We start from the raw sequence: 19,771 nt of genomic DNA, 5'->3' as shown, positions 1-19,771 counted from the left end.
AGGGATACATTGAGAGGTGTAAAATGGAAAACGAACAGCTTTATGATTTTGTCGCTCAGCGCACGGCGCGCTGCAAGATCCTCGTCGTCGGCGATGTCATGCTCGACAAGTACTACTACGGCGAGGTCACGCGCATCTCGCCCGAGGCGCCTGTGCCGATCACGCACGTGCTCGAGACGAAGGAGACCTTAGGCGGTGCGGCCAACGTCGCCCACAACCTCGCCCTGCTCGGCTGTGAGACGAGCATCGCGGGCTTCGTCGGCGAGGACTACCACTGCCAGAGCCTGCTCGACAAATTCACGGCCCGCGGCATCGACTACCACGGCCTCATCACGACCGACCGCCCGACGACGACGAAACTCCGCGTCATCGGCGGCCACCAGCAGATGATGCGTCTCGACTTCGAGGAGTCCGCACCGATCACTGGTCCCTATGCCGACCGCTTCCTCCACTACATCAACCAGAAGCTCAACGAGAGCCTCGACTGCGTGATCATCTCCGACTACGGCAAGGGCTCCTGCACCGAGCAGAACTGCCAGAAGATCATCCAGGCCTGCCACGCCCACGGCGTGCCCGTCGTCGTCGACCCGAAGGGCACGAACTGGGCCAAGTATGCGCATGCCGACTACATCACGCCGAACCTCAAGGAGATCAATGCGGTACTCCTCGAGCCCATCCGCAACGAGGACAAGGCCGTCGAGAAAGCCGCACACTACGTCATGCGCAAGTTCAAGCTGCGCAACATCATCGTCACCCGCTCCGAAGAGGGCCTCTCGCTCGTGCGCGAGGCAGAAGTCGTCCACATCCCGACGAAAGCACAGGAAGTCTTCGACGTCTCCGGTGCCGGTGACACCGTCATCGCCGTCTTCGCCATGGCCCTGGCCGGCGGCCTCTCGCCGCGCGACGGCGCCTACATGGCCAACCTCGCCGCCAGCGTCGTCGTCGCCAAGCTCGGCACCTATGCCGTCAGCCGCGACGAACTCATGAAGGTGCTCAAGGGCGAATAAAGAGCAAACAGTCACTTAGTGAACTTATACAGGAGGAATCCACATGATTATCGTAACAGGTGGTGCCGGTTTCATCGGCAGCAACATCGTCAAAGAACTCAACCGCCGCGGCCGCACGGACATCCTGATCGTCGACGACCTCAAGGACGGCCAGAACTACAAGAACCTCCGCGGCCTGCAGTTCATCGACTACCAGTACAAGGACGACTTCCTTCAGAGCATCGAGGACGACGACTTCGACGGCACGGACATCGACGCCGTCTTTCACGAGGGCGCCTGCTCCGACACGATGGAGTACGACGTCAACTTCATGATGCGCACGAACTACGAGTACTCGAAGTCCCTGCTGCACTTCTGCCTGCAGCACCGCATCCCCTTCATGTACGCCTCGTCCGCCTCGACGTACGGCGGCGGCAAGAACGGCTTCCGCGAGGGCGATGCATGTGAGGACGCCCTGAATCCGTACGCCTTCTCGAAGCTCGCCTTCGACCGTTACGTGCGCCAGGTCATGCCAGAGGCCCACAGCCAGATCGTCGGCCTCAAGTACTTCAACGTCTACGGCCCGCAGGAGCACCACAAGGGCAAGATGGCCTCCATCTTCTACCAGCTCTACAACCAGATCAACGAGACGGGCAAGGCGCGCCTGTTCCGCGGCTGGGGTGAGATCGCCGACAAGCCCGTCGAGGACGGCGAGCAGCGCCGCGATTTCGTCTACGTCAAGGACGTCGTGCGCGTCAACCTCTGGTTCTGGGAGAACCACGGCCCGTCCGGCATCTACAACTGCGGCACCGGCCATGCCCACAGCTACAACGAAGTAGCAAAGGCCGTCATCAAGGCCATGGGCAAAGGCGAGATCGCCTACCGCGACTTCCCGGAAGTCCTCAAGGGCAAGTACCAGAACTTCACTGAGTCCGACACGACGCATCTCCTCGCCGCCGGCTACGACCAGGGCTTCACCGACATGGACGAAGCCGTAAAAGAATACGTCGACTTCCTCAACCAGGGCGGTTATTTTGAGTATGGCAAATAAAAAGCCTTCTTCTCTGACAGTGTCTTCGGCGCGTAAAGCCTTCTCCTTTGGGGAAGGTGGCAGCCGCAGGCTGACGGATGAGGTCCCCCGAAGGGCCGTCTTCTTCGACCGCGACGGCACTCTCAACGTCGACATCCACTACCTGCACCGCCCCGAAGACTTCATCTGGATCCCCGGCGCCAAAGAAGCCATCCGCTACGTCAACGACCGCGGCTACCTCGCCATCCTCGTGACGAACCAGTCCGGCGTCGCCCGCGGCTACTATCCCGAGAGCGACGTCCAGCGCGTCTACGACTGGATGAACTGCGAGCTCCAGAAAGTCGGCGCCCACCTTGACGCCCTCTACTACTGCCCGCATCACCCCGAGGCAAAGCTCCCCGCATACCGCAAAGCCTGCCACTGCCGCAAGCCCGCCACCGGCCTCATCGACGCCGCCTGCGCCCGCTTCCACATCGACCGCACCAAGTCCTGCTTCGTCGGCGACAGCGACAGCGACATGCTCTGCGCCAAGAACGCCGGCCTCAAGGGACTGCGCTACGAGGGCGGCAGTCTGCTCGAGCTGGTAGCTCATTCTATATGATCATTACAAGAGCCCTTTTGCTTCTGTCAAAAGGGCTCTTGCTTATTCCGGTTTGACCCATTACAATGTTAGTTGACTTATCCGATATTTTGATATTTTATAGAAGGTAATGTGCATATGTCTTTGGTATGTATATTTGTAGAGGTGTGACTTCGATGTTTTCTATGTTCTTTGCCGGTGTGCAACAGGATTTCAAGCTGGCCGTACTGCCGCCAATCCTCTGTGCGCTATTCCGTTTGGCCTTTATCCTGATCTACCGCGACAAGAAGACGCCTTCTGGTGAATGGCGCAAGTGGCTGACGTGTTTCCGTTATGGTTTCTGGTGGGGCATGGACTTCAATGCCTATGTTTTCCTGTACTCCATGGTGCTCGTCTCGATTCCCGGTGCGTTCTTCGCTTCTTATTACGCGATAGGCGACACGGTACGCCAGGCGGGACTGCTCATCTATGCCGTCGTGTTATATACGGCATTTATTGGACGGCTCATATTCTATTACCATTTTCACGATATCTACAATCATCTCTTGCTGTTGGGACGCCATGCCGACAAGAAGAACTTTGTGGATATCTTCTTCAACCAGAATCACGGCATCTGGATCCTGTTGAGCTACATCCCGTACATCGGACTGTGCTATTTGGCATCCTCGTGGCTGCTCGCGCTACCGTCCGCCCCGTATCCGGCCTTTGACACAGTCGGCGGACAGTATGCGTTCAACACGATATTTTTCCTGACGGCAGTAGCTGTCTTCTACTGGTTCCGTTATGGCGGCACCTTCCGCCATCGCCGCAAGCCGGAATGGGATGAGGTCCCGGCGGTCGTCAAAGACGATGTCTTCATGGGCAAGGCCGTCATCGATGACCTGATTATCCTTGAGAAGCTCTGGCATCAGAAACTCCATCCGTCCTTGCAGCACAGTGATGAAGAAGCACGGAAAATCATGGCGCCAGTCCTGCCGGAGAAAAAGGGGGAAGCGGTACTTCCGTTTGAAGCCTTTGAACATCGCGCAGCTGGTGCGCGCATCCAGAAGCCGAGCCACATATTCCTGCTCTTCTTGGAAAGTCATGCACAGAGTGCGTTTGATCCGCTCTATGAGAAACTCCATCTTATGGAGGCGAGTAAGGCGTTTCGAAGGGACCCGCATACGATATCGATAGAGAATTTCCTGCCGGGCGGAATGGTCTCACAGCCGTCCATTGTCAGTTTATTGTCAGGCATTTTCGATGCCGATATGGAACTCAATGAAAATCAGGAGTTCTGGAAGGGCGCTTTGCCGACATCTCTGCCAAATCAGCTGAAGAAGCTGGGCTATCAGACGAATTTCTGGTATGGCGGCCCACTGACATGGAGCAGCCTCGATCATTTTATCCCGAGCGTCGGCTTTGACCGGAGTTTCGGCGGTCCGGATATCTGCGGCAAGGAGGCACCGCACACTTGGCTTGGTGTTTACGATCATATTTTTCTAGGCGAGGTGGCAAGGTGCATTGAGAAGGACAACGCTGAACAGCCGTCATTCCATTTTATCTACACGACTTCGCATCACGGCCCTTATCTGCTGCCATTCGAAGAACTTGGCTTTGACATCGACAAGGTCATGCCAGAGATGCCCGAAGCACTGCGCCGCGACAAGAAGAACTGGCGCCGCATGGCGTCGGCCTGGTATGCGGATCAGTCCGCGATGAAATTTGTCCGCGCCATGAAAGCGCGGTATCCAGACAGCCTCTTCATCGTGACCGGCGATCATGCTGCCGGTGTCCTGCCGCTTGATTTTGACATCGTGCCGCGCCGTGAACCGAACTTGCGCGAGCGTTTCCTGACCTCATTTGCCATGAGCCATCCTGATTTGACGCCTGAGATGTTTCAAGGCTGTCAGATCGGCAGCCATATGAACATCCTGCCAACACTGATTGAGCTCATTGCTCCACAAGATTTTGCCTATTATGCCATCCAGCCCTCGCTGTTTGAGCCGATGAACCATGTGGTCACGCCGTACTGCTGGATGACGAAGGACGCCATCGGCAGTTACAGCGAGCATATCGAGCAGGCGCTCTTTACGTCGGCAGAGGCCTTGCCGATACATAGAGACTGCGAACGCTTCAAGGAGGAGCAAGAGGCTTGGTGTGAACTGACTGGCTGGACCATCCGCCATATCGAGCAGTTGCGCAGTTGATTCCTGCGATGCGATATCACGAAGCTATATTGCCCTGTCGAAAGACAGGGCTTTGCTTTTTATTTGCACAATGGACTTGTTTAGAGTAAACTTATGATGAGAAGGATGACGAGGTCATCTTGTAGAATATTTAAAAGGAATGGAATGCATGCTGGACTATATAAAAGTAGGAAAGATTTTTTACAATACGAAGCGCTCACGCGGTATGAAGCGCTTGGTCGTCTTTGTGGCAAGGTGCCTCTGCCATAACCAGCGGATGGAGCGGCTGCACCAGTTCTTTTCGCGCAATGCACTCCTTGCTAAGGTGGCTGAGGAGAATCCGTTTGTCTATGAACAGCCGACACGCGCCTTCTTCTACAATAAATCGACATTCGCTGAGCGTGCCAAGCTTGTGGAGCAACATATGGATTATCTGGCAAAGCATCTCAAGGAGGATGTAGTCATCGGCCTCTATAGCGAGACGCCGTACATTCTCTGGGAGAGCCATGATGAAGCCGGACATCTCCGCTTTGAGCTCACCTATCGTCCCGGCCAGCGCAAGGAAGGGCTCCTGTCCGTCGTGCTGCGCCTCGATGATGCGGACCTCTACCAGATGATGTTCTGGATTGCGCCCAACAAGGCCGGTGAGTGGGCACTCTGGATCGGCGCCATGCAGGGGCCGAACATGGAGAATGCCAAGGACATCGTCAAGAAGGTCACAAAGCGCTGCCACGCCTACCGCACGAAGAACTTCATCCTGCACGCAACGCAGGAAGTGGCGAAAGCACTCGGACTCAAACACATCTACGCTGTCACGAACTACGGCTACTATGCGAACAACCACATCCGCCGCGACCGCAAGCTCAAGACGAGCTTCAGCGACTTCTGGAAGGAGTCGGGCGGCCGTCCCTGCGCCGACCAGCGCTTCTACGAGCTGCCGATGACAGAATACCGCAAGACCATGGAAGAAGTCCCCACGCGCAAGCGCGCCAACTACCGCAAGCGCTACGCCCTGCTCGATGAAGTTGACGCATCGATTGCTGAGAAGGTCCGTGCACTGTTGAAATGACGAGAGAATGAGGAAATTATGAGCTCACTGGCAATTTTGATTCTGACGCACAATGAAGAAGAGAATATCGTCCCGGTGGTGGAAAATGCCAAGAAATGCACGAATGAGGTCATCATCATCGACTCAGGTAGCACCGACCAGACCGTTGCCTTGGCAAAGGAACACGGCGCGAAGGTCAGCTTCCGTGCCTGGACGGACGACTTCTCTGCCCAGCGCAATTTTGCACTGAACCAGACAAAAGCCGACTGGGTGCTCTACCTCGATGCAGATGAACGCCTCAACGATGAACTCATACATGAGATTCAGCGCATCGTATCATCTGGAAAGATGGATGGGCAGTATGCCATCACGCGGAAATCCGTCGCCTTCGGCGTGACGTTCAGCTATGGCGTGCTCTATCCCGATCACGTCCTGCGCATGTTCCCGAGGGAAAGCGTCACATGGGTCAACAAAGTCCATGAACGCCCCGAGTGTCAGCTTCCTGCAAAGCGCCTGCCCGGCTACATCGAGCACCATACCTATGAGGACTGGCATGAGTGGGAAGAGAAGCTCTGTCTGTATACGACCATCTGGGCAGAAGATGCCTACAAGAGGGGCAAACGCATATCCATGGCGAGTATTTTCATGCACAGCTTAGGTGGCTTCTTTAAGATGTTCGTCGTACGTCGCGGCTTCCTGGATGGCTGGCTTGGGTCGTACCTGTGTTGTACCCATTTTTTCTACACCATGCTCAAGTATCTGAAGCTCCATGAGCTGCAGCGGAAAGGAGACTGAATATGCGCGTTGCGATTCTAGAGTCCATCGTCATGCCCGCAGGTCATGAAGTCGAATTTGACCGCATCCTGGTGGAAGAGCTCAAGAAGCAGGGGCATGAGCCTGTCTTCTTTGTGCCAGAGCACTTCCCCTTCAAGCTGGACTATCACTGTGATGTCGAGTATCTGGACGGCGGCGAGGCGATATCATATGCAGGAGCAGGGCGTCTCAAGCGGCTCTGGCTGTCATTCCAGCGAGAGCGCCGTCGCCTGGCCTGGTTTAACAGCGCCTGCCGTAAGGCAGAGCAGGGCCGTTGCGATGCCATCGTCGTACCGACGAACAGCTGGCGCGTCATGCGCTCTGTCCGGAACAGTGCAATCAAGAACAGCCCTGTTCCTGTTTTATTTCTGTTTCACGGTATCATGCCGAAGGATAGGGCGCGATTTTGCGATGGCGTCAAGAGTCTTCGTTCATATTCGAATATCCATCTCGGCGCTCTTGGCTTGCAGACTTCGTTCCCTGAACTGGCGGACTGCCCCAATTTCCACACGGTCATGGCACCCGTCTACGTTCCTTTTGACTTGCCAGTAACGCCGGAGTTTCATGTTCATGATCCACTGCGACTCGGTTTTTTCGGACAGTATCGTCGCGAGAAGAATTTAGACTTTTTCCTGCAGGCATTTGTCAAGGCGACTTTCACGAATCCTGTCGAGCTTGTCGTGCAGGGCGCAACCGTGATGCAGGCAGACAGCGACGACTTTGAGCGATTGAGACGAGAGTATGCATCGCACGATAATATCCGCTTCCTGCACAAGAACCTCTTGGGCATTGAATGGCAGCGCGAGCTTATGGATATAGATGTCCTGCTCTTGCCATACGGTGCTGAGCGTTACCGCTATCAGCCAAGTGCCATGCTGTTTACCGCAATCGGCTACTACAAGCCTGTCTTGCAGTCGCCCGAGATGAACCCGGAGATCCTGAGCGAGTTCAAGATTGGTGAAGCGGTCAAGCTCGATTCAGTAGATGTATTTTCTAAGCAGTTGGAGCAATTCGTCAATACCTTTCCTGAAAAGGCAGATGTATATCGTCAAGGTCTGATGGGAGCCAATGCGAAGTATGGCCAGGATAAATTGATTCAGCGTATTATAGGAGTTTTTTCTATTGTTCTTAAGCGAAAAGACTAAGGGCTGGACAATATAGATTTTTAAGTATACTAAACGAATTAATTTAATAGGATTTTTGATGTTTATTAAAAGGGAGAGACGTATGAGGGACTTGAAAAGAAAGGCGTATACATATGTAAATTTTATAAAAAAAAGGATACTACATCATCTTGGCAAATCCCTTGATAAAGAGTTTTTAGATCGAAAAATAAGTTCTTTTCAAGGTTTAGGTATTGAACAGCACCCAAATTGTGAACGGGTTATTATTTCATTGACATCTTTTCCTGCTAGGATTCATGAAGTAAAATATGCGATTTATTCGTTACTGCAACAAAGTTATAAACCGGACCGTATTATACTTTGGTTAGGGAAAGAGGAATTTCCTCATCGAGAAGCAGATCTGCCGGATGATTTGATAAAGTTGAAAGATAATGGACTAAGTATTAATTTTGTGAAAGATTTAAAATCATTCAAAAAGTTAATACCCGCATTACAGGCAGATAGTAACTTTTTGATTGTTACGGTAGATGATGATATTTATTATCCTAAATACATGTTAAAAAAATTAATGCAGGAGCATAAGAAAAAACCAGGATGTATCATTGCTTATAGGGCACATCGTATTCAATTAAATAAAGCCGGAATTCGTCCGTATTCAAAATGGAAGTTTTCTACAAAAAATCGGATAAATACACCCTCATATTTGAACTTTTTTACAGGTGTTGGTGGTGTGCTGTATGATAGGAAGCTCCTTTATAAAGATATTTTAAATGAGAATCTTTTTATGAAATATTGTCCACGAGCGGATGATGTTTGGTTTAATGCAATGGCGGTGCTTCAAGGAACGAAAACTAAAATTGTAAAGGGTGGTGCGTACCCTTTGCGGTATATTAATCCTGAAGAACAAGATAAAGGGATCAATACATTGAGCTCTTATAACAATAGAGAGGGCGGAAATGATTTACAAATACGAGCAGTTCTGCAGCATTATCCAGAAATATTGTCTAAACTTCAAAATGATGATTTATTTGATAAAAACACATGAAATCTGCTGCATAAGCAATGTATCTAAACAAGGTGGAGTTTTATTATGAATCAAATAGATATGGTATATTGTTGGTGCGATGGGAATGATCCTGCGTTTCTTGCAAGAAAAAATTTTTATCTAAAAAAAGAAAAAAAGATACATGATAGTGATTCTGTTGGAGATCATCGTTTTGTTGATAATGAAGAATTGCGATATTCTTTGCGCTCATTGACGATGTATGCTCCGTGGATTAATCATGTCTATATTGTGACAGATCGGCAGATTCCTAAATGGTTAAATCAAGATTGTAAAAAGGTAACAATTATAGATCACTCGCAAATTATGTCGACTGATATTATTCCTTGCTTTGTATCTCCTGTTATTGAAAGGCATATTACTAATATTCCAGGATTATCGGAGCAATTCTTATATGGAAATGATGATATGTTTTTTGGACGACCGATAACACCGGAGTTCTTCTTTAGGAATGAAAAAGAGCCGATTGTCTTTGTAAAACCATATGAGAAATTTTCGTGTATAAATAATATGGATGATTTTGATAAAAAGTATAGTTCTGTAAGCACTTGGATGAAAACCAATATGAATGTTTGGAAAATCCTCAATAATAGGTATGGGGAAAATAGCTTCTGGGTATTAGCTCATACTATTGATGCATATACAAAAACATTGTTTCGTGAAGTGCTAGAGAAGTATAAGGATGATTTTCAAAAAACGGAACATATGCGTTTTCGAGATTCATCTGGGATATCTAGAAGTATTTTCGGATTGGATATGGTATATAGCAAACATGCAGAGTCAAAAGTTATTAATCCACCAACCTTTTGGCAGAAACATATTCATAAAGCGAAAGATTATTCTTGGGAGTGTTATTGTGGTTCAGAAGACGAAAAAACTCGTAAACAGATATTGAGATTTAAACCGTATGTTTTTTGTGTCAATGCGGATTCTAGATGTAGGAAAACCGATAAAATGAAGATGCGAGAATTTTATCAGATGTTATATCCAGAAAAATCTCAATTCGAATTATGATATTATTATATTATAAGGGTGGTTATATGAAGACTTTTAGTGATGAGTTCTTTAATACAGAAAACTTTTTGATTTCCAAAAAAGAATATAAACATTTAAATATACATAATAATAGGCCAATTTATCATATCTGTTATAATGTAAATAATGCATTCATTCCTATCATGGGAGCTTCGATGGTTTCGGTTCTTGAAAACAATCAGGATGTGCCAATCGTGTTTCATATTTTTACCGATGGCTACAGTGAAGAAAATGCAAATAAGATAAATACATTGGCTCAGAAGTGGCATTGTATGTGTATCCTATATCATCTTAATATGGAGCCTTTCCAGGACTTCCATATTAAAGTGGAGCGATTTTCACGTATTACATATGCACGCCTGTATATGCCGAAACTTATCAAAGAGTATTCTGCACGTTATATTTATCTTGATGCCGATACGATGTGTGTGGCACCGTTAGATAAGCTCTGGTACTTGGACATGCACGGGGTGCCAATGGGAACTGTCTCAGAGCGCGAGTCGGCCGTAGGCTACCGCGCGGGATTCTTGCATCTCAAAAATGAAAAATACTTCAATGATGGAGTTATGATGGTAGATGTTTCAGAATGGGAGAAGCAGCATATTACGGAGCAGGCTTTTTCTTATCAGTGCGAACCGCGGAAGCGCTTTCTTGGACAGAGTCAAGATGTCTTGAATCTTGTCTTTGATGGAATGAATTATTTCCTGCCATCTGATTATAATGTATATGATGGCGGTGAATATGATCAAGGGCATAGCGTAATCGTTCATTGGACCGGTCGTCGCAAACCTTGGCAGATGGTGGTGTCTGCTTTTGATGAACAGTGGCGGCAGTATAATGCGTTATCACCTTGGCTGACAATCACGAATATATATCCAGTAAAGAAACCAGAGAATTATCATGACTTTAAATACTGGGGGAAATATCGTAAAGAAAAAGGTTGTTTTAAGGATTATCTTACCGGCATGGTTTGGTATAGTATCTTGAAGCTCTGTTATAAGATAGGGATTTAAAAACATGGCCATCTTCATGATGGCCATGTTCTTATTCTGTATCATCCTTTATGTATTTTTTGCCATGTAGAGTTAAGGCATGATTACGTGATAAATTATATTTTGATGATGTTATATCGTATTCTGGTTGATAAGAAGTTGATTCTGCATGTATGATACCAGAAATGCTTTCGAACATCAAATCGTTTGTGAAGATTTCTTTTTCATTTTTTCGTGAAGATTGGTAGGTATCGTGGTAAGCTGCTTGGTACTCTGGCGATAAATAAATCCAGAATGGAATGTGCACCATATCAAAGAGAAATGGTGATGATGTGTGTGTGTACTCCATATCTTCACCGTGATCAGAGAAATAAACCATAGCTTGCATATGGAGGCTTTCTTTTCCATAATGATAGATTTCTTTTAATACACAATCAGTATATTGTAGCGATGTATTATACCAATCTGTTTTTGATTCTACTGCTAAGTTATTTTTCTCGATAAACTCTTGTGGTACACGTCTGTCATAGCGAAAGTGGCTTCCGTTCAGATGTATGATAATGAAATTATTTTCAGTAGGAGGGATATTCTTTAATTCAGATAAAACAGCTTCATCATGTCCATGAATCCACTTTATTGTATCTGCACGATTCGCAAGGACAGTAATCCCTGCATCAGAGACAGTGCTCTTATTTTGGAGTGATAGCCAATAGGTATGATATCCTGCTTTATGTGCTACATCCAGAAGGTCGATAGAATCTTTTAACGGAATACCGTTGTATTGATTGGATGACGTTAGTGCTTGAGTTACCGCCATTACAGTATTAGGAAAGTTCGCAAATGAATTATCGAAAAAGATAAAACCATTTTTACCACGTGATGCTTTTTCCCATGGGGTCGTGTTCTTACTATATGAAGAGTTAAAAGCGGACATCATATCTCGATTAGCACTTTCGCCAATAACAATGATTATGGAACCAGGAATTTTTTTACTAGAAGGAATGGCCGACGCTTTGATCTCTAGATTATCACTGTTTTGCTCGATATTATTCTGTAATTGAACAAATGCATTCATAGGACCATTTAAACGATGTAAATGTAGTACTTGATCGATAGGAAATACTGTTATATATAACATTAACCAGTACATAACTTATATTATTCTAGCATAACGTTAACCGTAGTACAATATTTCGACGAAACAAATGGCTATCAATTAAGTGCTTTCTAATATAATAAATTGGTGATATAATAAAATAAACATCTAAATTGGAGGGAAATATTAATATGAATATTGCAGTTGCGGGTACGGGATATGTTGGATTATCAAACAGCATGCTTTTGGCTCAGCACAATAATGTTATAGCTTTAGATATTGTTCCAGAGAAAGTGGAGATGCTCAATAAGGGATTGTCGCCTATTGTTGATGCAGATATCTCTTCTTTCTTGCAGCGCGATGACATCCACTTCAAGGTGACGCTGGATGCCAAGGAAGCGTTTACAGGTGCTGACTTTGTCATCATCTCAACTCCGACGAATTATGATCCGAAGAAGAACTTCTTTGATACGTCGTCGGTGGAGAATGTCATTGAAGAGGTGCTGGCCATCAATCCGCAGGCGGTGATGGTCATCAAGTCAACGGTGCCGGTCGGGTATACGGAACATGTGAAGGCGAAGTACCATACGGACAATATCATGTTCTCGCCGGAGTTTTTGCGTGAAGGCAAGGCGCTGTACGACAACCTGCATCCATCTCGTATCGTAGTCGGTGAAAAGTCGGAGCGGGCGCATGTCTTTGCCAATTTGCTGGCAGAAGGAGCGGTCAAGAAGGATATCTCGATGATCTTCACGGGATCGACGGAGGCGGAGGCAATCAAGCTCTTTGCGAATACGTATCTGGCGCTGCGCGTGGCGTATTTCAATGAGCTCGACTCGTATGCGGAGATTCGTGGGCTCAACACGGGCGATATCATCAAGGGTGTCTGCCTTGACCCGCGCATCGGCGACTTCTACAACAATCCGTCTTTTGGCTATGGCGGCTATTGCCTGCCGAAGGACACGAAGCAACTGCTGGCAAACTACCATGATGTGCCACAGAATCTGATTTCGGCAATCGTTGAAGCGAACCGTACACGTAAGGACCACATCTCGGATATGATCATCGAGAAGAATCCGAAAGTCGTCGGTGTCTACCGCCTGACGATGAAGAGCAATTCGGATAACTTCCGCGCATCCGCCATCCAGGGCATCATGAAGCGCATCAAGGCAAAGGGCATTCCGGTCGTGGTTTATGAGCCGACGCTGGACGCTCCGGACTTTTACCGTTCACGCGTCATCCGCGATTTGGATGAGTTCAAGCGCGTTAGCGACGTCATCATCACGAATCGCTGGGACGATGCACTGTCGGATGTCAGGGAGAAAGTCTACACGCGCGATCTCTTTGACCGCGACTGATTTTTGAGACAGGGAAAGGAAGGACGGACATGTCTTATTTACCATTTGATGCGGAGAAAAAAGTCTTGGTCACTGGTGCGGCGGGCTTTATCGGATTCCATCTTTCGAAGCGTTTGCTGGGGCTCGGGGCGACGGTTGTCGGCTTTGACAATGTCAATGACTATTACGATGTCGGGCTGAAGGAGAGTCGCCTGGAGATCCTGCGCGAGTATCCGAAGTTCACGTTCGTCAAGGGTGACTTATCAAATGAAGCGGCGGTCATGGCACTCTTTGAGCAGTATCAGCCGGATATTGTCGTCAACTTGGCGGCACAGGCTGGTGTGCGGTACAGCATTGCCCATCCGCGCTCGTATATCGATTCCAACATCATCGGCTTCTTCAATATTCTTGAATCCTGCCGCCATCACAAGGTAGAGCATCTTCTCTTTGCATCGAGCTCGTCGGTTTACGGCAACCAGAAGAAGACGCCCTTCTCGACGACAGACAATGTCGACCATCCCATCAGTCTCTACGCAGCGACGAAGAAGTCGGATGAGCTCATGGCGTATACGTACAGTCATCTCTATGGCATCCCGGCGACGGGCCTGCGCTTCTTCACGGTCTACGGTCCGTTCGGACGCCCGGATATGGCTTATTTCAAATTCACCAACAAGATCCGCCAGGGAGAACCTATCCAGATTTACAATAACGGAGACATGTACCGCGATTTCACGTATGTCGATGATATTGTAACGGGCATTGAGCATATGCTCTGTAATCCGCCCAAGGCCAATGAGCTGGGCGACCGCTATAAGGTCTACAACATCGGCAACAATAAGCCGGAGCAGCTCATGCATTTCATCGAGGTCCTGGAGCAGGCTATCGGCAAGACGGCGAAGAAGGAGTTCCTGCCAATGCAGCCCGGCGACGTCTACCAGACGTATGCAGATGTCAGCGAACTGGAGCGCGACTTTGACTTTAAGCCTTCGACGACGATTGAAGAAGGGCTGGGCAAGTTTGCTGAATGGTATAAGGACTACTATAAGGACTGAGGTGCATCGGATGTCCGTCAACATGGTCTGCAATGGATGATCCACTGATTCAGGGAGAAGAGAGGGATAGGGATGCCGGATAAAAAGCGCATTGCGCTCATCACGGGGGCGTCGAGCGGGCTGGGGCGCGAGTTTGCTAGGCTCCTCGCGCGGGAGGCGGTCGATGAGCTCTGGCTGGTGGCGCGGCGCGGGGAGCGGATGCGGGAGCTCGCGGAGGAAGCGGCTGTGCCGTGCCGCATCTTTGCGCTGGACTTGACGCAGGAAGCCGCGCTGGAGGAGCTTTCGGCGGCGCTGGCGGCGGAGCCGGTGGCCGTGCGGTATCTCGTCAATGCGGCTGGCTTTGGCCGCATCGGGATGGCGGCGGACATCGGGGCGGCGACGACGGGGCGCATGATCGCGCTGAACTGCCGCGCGGCGGCGGAACTCACGGAGCGGGCGCTGCCGTACATGGAGCGGGGCAGCCGGGTGCTCGAGATCGCCTCGTGCGCGGCGTTTCAGCCCATCCCGTACCTCGCGGCGTATGCGGCGACGAAGGCCTTCCTCCTGCGCTACAGCCGCGCGCTGGCGGCGGAGGTCGTAGCGCGCGGCATCACGGTCACGGCCATCTGCCCGTACTGGATCCGCGACACGGAGTTCATCCACGAGGCCAAGAAGACGGACCGGCGCGGCCTCTTCCGGGGCTTCCCACTCGCGACGGACCAGAAGACCGTCGCGCGGCGTTCCCTCTGGGCCGCGGAACACGGCTTCACCGTCTTTACGCCGGACCTCGTCTCGACCCTGCACCGCATCGTCACATCCATCCTGCCGCATCGCCTGATGATCGCCCTGAGCAACCTCTGGCGCCATCTGGCGGGCTGAGAGAAATGTGATCTGATAAGTGGTTGATGTGGACGTGGTTTCTTGCTATACTGATTCAGGGGATATTTCCCTAGAGCGAACACAGCAATTTGCTGTCATCTACGATGCAATATGATGGTCATCGGTGGTCGAGCCGCAATGCTTGGCATAAATCCGAAAGAGAAAGGGTCGTGATGCCTCTGGTATCACGCGACGAATGCCTGCTTCGATGGAAGCCTTGTTTTCATCGGAGGTAGCCGTGGTCACGGTCTGCGGGTTGACTGCACTCTTTGTGCTGGTCTTTCTTAGCCTGGTCGTGCTGGCTTCCTTCGATGTCATCGACGGTAAGTTCCTGCTGGAACTGATCCGCGCATTCCGTAAGTAACCCTTCGGCGTACATCGCATAAATAAAAAAGCCGTCTTAGCAGAGACGGCTTTTTCGGGATGTACGGTGGCCATCAGCGTTAGCAGACGCTGTTTGTATGGCTGAAAATATTTTTGCCCTATGATATGCCGAGCTGACCATCTTAGTGGTTCGCTCTTTTTTATCTATGTACATTATACTACGGTGACGTACGGGCGTCAATTTAAAACGGCTGCCGGAATCTGGGATTCTGGCAGCCGTTGTGTTTCATATGGAGCGGGCAAGCGGAATCGAACCGCCCTCTAAAGCTTGGGAAGCTTCCATTCTACCGATGAACTATGCCCGCGTCATCGCTGACTTAACTATTTTACCATTATTCGTGGCTTTTTGCAAGTTCGTCTTTGAGCGCGGCGATGGCGGGCAGGATGGCGATGTGGGGGTAGCGGGCGAAGGTCTCGGCGCTGGTGGTGCCGGTGGTGATGGCGAGGAAGTCGACGCCGGCATTGCGGGCGGTCTCGGCGTCGATGTAGCTGTCGCCGGTGTAGAGGACGTCGTCTTTGGCCATGTGGAAATGGTCGATGGCGCGCAGCAGGCCGGTTGGCTCTGGCTTGTGGCTCTTGACGTCGTTGCTGCCGATGATGAGGTCGATGAGCTCGGGCACGTGGTCGACGTCGAATTTCTCCTGGATGCGGCGGTGCGTCTTGTTGGAGATGATGCCGACTTTGGCGCCTGTGGCCTTGATGGCGCGCAGTGTCTCGACGGCGCCGGGGAAGAAGGTCGTGCCCGGTGTCATGTAGCGGTCGGCCTCGGGGCTGTAGGCGTCGACGAAGTGTTCGGCTTCGGCCGTGTCTGCGGTGCCGATGATGCGCTTGACGGCTTCGACCATGGGCAGGCCGATGGTCTTCTTGATGCGCTCGTCGGGCACATCGGGGTAGCCGAGCTTCTGCAGGGTGATGTGGAAGCATTTGACGATGGCGGGCTCGGAATTGACGAGCGTGTAGTCGAAATCGAAGAGGTAGAGGCGGTAATCCAAGGGTGGCGCTCCTTTCATGAATGGCTTGTAACGGCTTGTGCGGATGCGCATGATGCCCGGATGGACATTCGGCGCGAATCTGCAGTACTATGTTTATGATAGCATATATTTTTGTTGAAGAAAATGTGCAGATACCGTAGAATAGAAAGGTAAGGCTATCTTCGAATGAAGGGAAGTTGAAAATAGATGAAACATGTCGTCGTAGACCTGGAGATGAATCCGGTCAGTCGGGAGTTCCGCGAGGTGCGCCGCAAGCTCAATGAGGAAGTCATCGAGATCGGTGCCGTGCGCCTCGACGAGAACTTCCAGCAGGAAGCGGAGTTTCAGTGTTATGTGAAGCCGGAGTACGGCCCCATCAAGAAGCACATCACGAGCCTGACGGGCATCACGCAGGCGATGGTGGCGGACAAGAAGACGTATGCCGCGTGCTTCCAGGATTTTGTGGACTGGGTTGGCGAGGAAGAGACGAAGATCTACTCGTGGAGCATGTCGGACATCAAGCAGCTGCGCAGCGAGTGCCGCTACAAGCTGCCGGATTTCGACATCGGCTGGCTCAACGCGCGCTGGGTCGACCTGCAGCAGGAGTTCGACGACCGCCTGGGCCTGCACAACAGCCTCGCGCTCAAGCACGCGCTCGGCGCAATGGACCACAAGTTCGAGGGCACGCAGCACACGGCGCTCGCCGATGCGATCAACACGAGTGCCATCCTGACGCTCATGCAGGATGACGCGAAGTTCAAGGAGACGATGAAGCCAGTGCTCGAGATCCTGCAGCCGAAGGATGACCTTGCAAGCTCCATCGGGGATCTCTGCCCGGAGCTCGCGAAACTCCAGAAGGACCTCTGAGGGAAAGGATGTCGGATAATGAAGAAAATGGGCGTTCTTGGCCCTTTGGGAACACACAGCGAAGCTGCCGCACAGTATCTTTCGAGGCTCCTGCCGGAGAGGCCGGAGCTTCTCGTTTATCCGGATATCTTTGCGGTGATCCAGGCCGTGGAGGACGGTGAGGTGGACAGCTGTCTCGTGCCGGTGGAGAACTCGCTCGAGGGCGCGATCAACATCACGCTCGACACGCTCGCGCGCAGTGACGACCTCTTCGTCGCGAGCGAGCTAATCTGGCCGGTGCACAATCAGCTCATGGCAAGGCCGGGCACGCAGAAGATCTGCCTCATCTACTCGCATCCGCAGCCGATTTCCCAGTGCCGCGGCTATTTGCAGCAGTACTATCCGGAGGCGGAGCTCATCAAGGTGGCGAGCACGGCGCGGGCAGCAGAGATTGTCGCCAAGGAGCCGCGCGGCATGGGCGCGGCGGCCATCTGCACGAAGCGCGGCGGCGAGCTCAACGGCCTCGTCACGGTCGCGAAGGAGATCCAGGACAATATGTCGAATGCGACGCGCTTCTTCGAGCTGCGCCGCGTGACGGCCGCGCCGCAGGCGCCGATCGGCCCGGCGGAGAAGATGCTCGTCATCTGCGAGATCGACGGCCAGAAGGCCGGTGCGCTCTACGATGTGCTCAAGGAGTTCGCGGACCGCGGCGTCAACATGACGCGCATCGAGTCGCGCCCGGCGCGCACGGAGCTCGGCGCCTACATCTTCTTCTTCGACCTTGATGTCGCGGACAATGAGGAGGCGCTGCGCACGTCGGTGGCAGCCGTCGCCAGGAAGAGCAAGTGGCTCAAGGACCTCGGCAGTTTCCCGGTCGTGCGGGCCAACCCCTGACCGGCTGAACGGCACACAAAAAGGCATCTGTCTGATTGTGACAGATGCCTTTTTTGCTTGTGCTCGTTTACTTGTCGAGTGCGATGACTTCCGGCTTCTCGCCCTCGTTGATGCAGGCCTTCGTGATGATGACCTTGCGCGGCTCTTTTGATTTCGGGATGTCGTACATGACGTCGAGCATGACGTCCTCGATGATGCCCTTGAGGGAGCGGGCGCCGGTCTTGCGCTCGATGGCCTTCTTGGCGACGGCGCGCAGGGCGTCCTCGGCGAATTCGAGCTTGACGTTGTCCATGGCGAGCAGCTTCTCGTACTGCTTGACGGGCGCGTTCTTCGGCTCGGTCAGGATGCGCAGCAGGGCGTCCTCGTCGAGCGTCTCGAGCGTGCAGATGATCGGCAGGCGCCCGATGATCTCGGGGATGATGCCGTACTGCATGAGGTCCTCCGGACGGACCTGGTGGATGAGCTCGTCGAACGTCGGCTTCTCGCTCTTGCTCGTGACCTCGGCGCCGAAGCCGATGGAGGAGTCAGCCTTCTGGAGGCGCTTGGCGATGACGTCGTCGATGCCGACGAAGGCGCCGCCGACGATGAAGAGGATGTCCTTCGTGTCGACCTTGATGGTCGGGGCCTCCGGGTGCTTGCGCTGGCCGCGCGCCGTGAACTCGACGACGTTGCCCTCGAGCATCTTCAGGAGGGCCTGCTGGACGCCCTCGTGGCCCGGGTCGGCCGTGATGGAGTTGTTGGCGCCGGACTTGCGGGCGATCTTGTCGAACTCATCGAGGTAGATGATGCCGTGCTCGGCTTTCTGGATATCCTTGTCGGCTGCATAGTAGAGGTTGCGGACGGCGACCTCTACATCGGCGCCGACAAAGCCCGCCTCTGTGAGGCTCGAGGCGTCCGTGACGGCGAACGGCACGTCGAGGAGCTTCGAGAGGTGGGAGAGCAGCGCCGTCTTGCCGCAGCCGGACGGGCCGAGCATGATGACGTTCGACTTCTCGATTTCCGTGCCGTCGTCATTCGTGTAGCCGTACTTCATGCGCTTGTAGTGGTTGTAGACGGCGACGGAGAGGATCTTCTTCGCGCGGTCCTGGTTGATGATGTACTCATCGAGGTACTGCTTGATGATGTGCGGCTTGTTCCTCTCGAGAATCTCGTCGAGCTGGGCGGCGAAGTCCGGCTCCTTTTTCTTGGCCGTGTCCTCTTCGTGGAGCTCAATGTAGTGGGCGAGCTCCTTGATGCAGTTCTTGCAGATGCCGAAGCCCGTGGCCGGGTCGTAGATCGGCATGTCGAGAGAGTCGTGGATCTCGACTTCGCGCTTGCAGAAGCTGCAGCGCTGCGTTATGACGTGTTCGTCTTTTTTATCGTTTGCCATGTAGAAACATCCTTTCTGTGTGATGTATGTGCGGCAGATGATTCGTTCTGGATTATCCCTGTAAACAACATTATCCTCTATCGTGCCGTTTTTTTCAAGCAGATTTTGCATAGCTTTCTTGCAAG

The 19,771-nt window shown here is 51.6% G+C and carries 18 protein-coding genes and 1 tRNA gene; 15 read left to right on the top strand and 4 right to left on the bottom strand.

Annotation, left to right across the window (positions count from 1 at the left end):
• The first annotated feature begins 23 nt into the window (after positions 1-23).
• The 10 genes from rfaE1 (at position 24) to B2X55_RS09550 (ending at position 10,860) form a co-directional block, all read left to right on the top strand.
• Positions 24-1,007, top strand: a complete 984-nt coding sequence (rfaE1, locus tag B2X55_RS09595; RefSeq protein WP_286821922.1) for a D-glycero-beta-D-manno-heptose-7-phosphate kinase — start codon at positions 24-26, stop codon at positions 1,005-1,007.
• 43 nt (positions 1,008-1,050) lie between these two features.
• Positions 1,051-2,037, top strand: coding sequence for an ADP-glyceromanno-heptose 6-epimerase (gene rfaD, locus B2X55_RS09590; protein WP_286821921.1), 987 nt, complete (start codon positions 1,051-1,053; stop codon positions 2,035-2,037).
• A complete protein-coding gene (locus tag B2X55_RS09585; protein ID WP_286821919.1) occupies positions 2,027-2,617 on the top strand; it encodes a D-glycero-alpha-D-manno-heptose-1,7-bisphosphate 7-phosphatase in 591 nt (196 codons plus the stop codon). Before rfaD ends, B2X55_RS09585 begins: the two co-directional genes overlap by 11 nt.
• A 155-nt stretch (positions 2,618-2,772) precedes the next feature.
• On the top strand, positions 2,773-4,785 hold the full coding sequence (locus tag B2X55_RS09580; protein ID WP_286821918.1) for an LTA synthase family protein: 2,013 nt from the start codon (positions 2,773-2,775) through the stop codon (positions 4,783-4,785).
• Between the two features lie 148 nt (positions 4,786-4,933).
• Entirely contained in the window at positions 4,934-5,833 is a 900-nt protein-coding gene (locus B2X55_RS09575) for a VirK/YbjX family protein (protein ID WP_414683495.1), read from the top strand.
• 36 nt (positions 5,834-5,869) lie between these two features.
• On the top strand, positions 5,870-6,607 hold the full coding sequence (locus B2X55_RS09570) for a glycosyltransferase family 2 protein (protein ID WP_286821916.1): 738 nt from the start codon (positions 5,870-5,872) through the stop codon (positions 6,605-6,607).
• A gap of 2 nt (positions 6,608-6,609) precedes the next feature.
• Positions 6,610-7,770, top strand: coding sequence for a glycosyltransferase family 1 protein (locus tag B2X55_RS09565; RefSeq protein ID WP_286821915.1), 1,161 nt, complete (start codon positions 6,610-6,612; stop codon positions 7,768-7,770).
• Positions 7,771-7,852: 82 nt separating this feature from the next.
• Positions 7,853-8,794 (top strand): hypothetical protein, encoded by a 942-nt coding sequence (locus B2X55_RS09560; protein WP_286821913.1) that lies wholly within the window; start codon positions 7,853-7,855, stop codon positions 8,792-8,794.
• 45 nt (positions 8,795-8,839) lie between these two features.
• Positions 8,840-9,826 carry a Stealth CR1 domain-containing protein gene (locus tag B2X55_RS09555; protein WP_286821912.1) on the top strand — a complete coding sequence of 329 codons (987 nt, stop codon included), beginning with the start codon at positions 8,840-8,842 and terminating at the stop codon, positions 9,824-9,826.
• Between the two features lie 26 nt (positions 9,827-9,852).
• A complete protein-coding gene (locus B2X55_RS09550) occupies positions 9,853-10,860 on the top strand; it encodes a glycosyltransferase family 8 protein (RefSeq protein ID WP_286821911.1) in 1,008 nt (335 codons plus the stop codon).
• A 31-nt stretch (positions 10,861-10,891) separates the two neighbouring features.
• Here the strand turns inward: B2X55_RS09550 and B2X55_RS09545 are convergent, their stop codons facing one another.
• Positions 10,892-11,914 (bottom strand): phosphoethanolamine transferase, encoded by a 1,023-nt coding sequence (locus B2X55_RS09545; protein WP_286821910.1) that lies wholly within the window; start codon positions 11,912-11,914, stop codon positions 10,892-10,894.
• Between the two features lie 212 nt (positions 11,915-12,126).
• On the opposite strand from B2X55_RS09545, the gene B2X55_RS09540 reads away from it, so the two are divergent.
• The 3 genes from B2X55_RS09540 (at position 12,127) to B2X55_RS09530 (ending at position 15,182) form a co-directional block, all read left to right on the top strand.
• Positions 12,127-13,293 (top strand): nucleotide sugar dehydrogenase, encoded by a 1,167-nt coding sequence (locus B2X55_RS09540; protein WP_286821909.1) that lies wholly within the window; start codon positions 12,127-12,129, stop codon positions 13,291-13,293.
• A gap of 29 nt (positions 13,294-13,322) precedes the next feature.
• Positions 13,323-14,324: an NAD-dependent epimerase gene (locus B2X55_RS09535; protein WP_286821907.1), complete on the top strand. Its 1,002-nt coding sequence runs from the start codon at positions 13,323-13,325 to the stop codon at positions 14,322-14,324.
• Between the two features lie 72 nt (positions 14,325-14,396).
• The gene (locus tag B2X55_RS09530) at positions 14,397-15,182 is read left to right on the top strand and encodes an SDR family NAD(P)-dependent oxidoreductase (protein WP_286821905.1); all 786 of its coding nucleotides are present in this window, start codon (positions 14,397-14,399) and stop codon (positions 15,180-15,182) included.
• A 615-nt stretch (positions 15,183-15,797) separates the two neighbouring features.
• Here B2X55_RS09530 and B2X55_RS09525 read toward each other — a convergent pair.
• A tRNA-Gly gene (locus B2X55_RS09525) sits at positions 15,798-15,871 on the bottom strand.
• A 27-nt stretch (positions 15,872-15,898) separates the two neighbouring features.
• A complete protein-coding gene (locus B2X55_RS09520; protein WP_270528017.1) occupies positions 15,899-16,558 on the bottom strand; it encodes an HAD family hydrolase in 660 nt (219 codons plus the stop codon).
• Positions 16,559-16,744: 186 nt separating this feature from the next.
• On the opposite strand from B2X55_RS09520, the gene B2X55_RS09515 reads away from it, so the two are divergent.
• Both B2X55_RS09515 and pheA read left to right on the top strand, forming a co-directional pair.
• Entirely contained in the window at positions 16,745-17,404 is a 660-nt protein-coding gene (locus B2X55_RS09515; protein WP_226868748.1) for a 3'-5' exonuclease, read from the top strand.
• A gap of 27 nt (positions 17,405-17,431) precedes the next feature.
• Positions 17,432-18,277 (top strand): prephenate dehydratase, encoded by an 846-nt coding sequence (gene pheA / locus B2X55_RS09510; RefSeq protein WP_286821986.1) that lies wholly within the window; start codon positions 17,432-17,434, stop codon positions 18,275-18,277.
• A gap of 67 nt (positions 18,278-18,344) precedes the next feature.
• On the opposite strand, the gene clpX is transcribed toward pheA, so the two are convergent.
• A complete protein-coding gene (gene clpX, locus B2X55_RS09505) occupies positions 18,345-19,646 on the bottom strand; it encodes an ATP-dependent Clp protease ATP-binding subunit ClpX (RefSeq protein WP_286821903.1) in 1,302 nt (433 codons plus the stop codon).
• Positions 19,647-19,771 lie beyond the last annotated feature (125 nt).

Source organism: Mitsuokella sp. UBA4253, assembly GCF_002395285.1.
GTDB classification, from domain to species: Bacteria; Bacillota; Negativicutes; order Selenomonadales; family Selenomonadaceae; genus Mitsuokella; species Mitsuokella jalaludinii.
The sequence above is the reverse complement of the archived record's forward strand: the minus strand, read 5'-3'. Positions and strand labels throughout refer to the sequence as shown.